A 348-nucleotide genomic window follows, 5' to 3' on the forward strand; every position below is an offset into this window, starting at 1 on the left:
GCTCCAAGGGTGGGGCTCGAACCCACAGCCTACCGGTTAACAGCCGGTTGCTCCACCGTTGAGCTACCTTGGAACATCTAACGTGGCTATGTCCTACTCTCCCAGGCAGTTTCCCACCAAGTACCATCAGCGCTAAAGAACTTAACTTCTGTGTTCGGAATGGGAACAGGTGTATCTTCTCTGCTATTATAACCACATTTCTTTCTTGTTGCTAGGACAAGTATAATATTAACATTTTTTGTTATTTTTGTCAATACTTTTTTCATACTTTTTTAGAGTTAACACTCTAAAAACTACATATATATTTTAATTAATGAACATCAAATAAATATTGGTCAAGTCCTCGAC

Annotated in this window: 1 tRNA gene and 1 rRNA gene; both read right to left on the reverse strand. The window is 39.1% G+C overall.

What is annotated here, in order from left to right:
* Nucleotide 1: 1 nt before the first annotated feature.
* Nucleotides 2-73, reverse strand: a tRNA-Asn gene (locus KGF36_RS19970).
* Nucleotides 74-80: 7 nt separating this feature from the next.
* Nucleotides 81-197 (reverse strand): 5S ribosomal RNA (gene rrf, locus KGF36_RS19975).
* Between the last annotated feature and the right edge of the window lie 151 nt (nucleotides 198-348).

The organism is Clostridioides sp. ZZV14-6009, assembly GCF_020658095.1.
Taxonomy (GTDB): Bacteria; Bacillota; Clostridia; order Peptostreptococcales; family Peptostreptococcaceae; genus Clostridioides.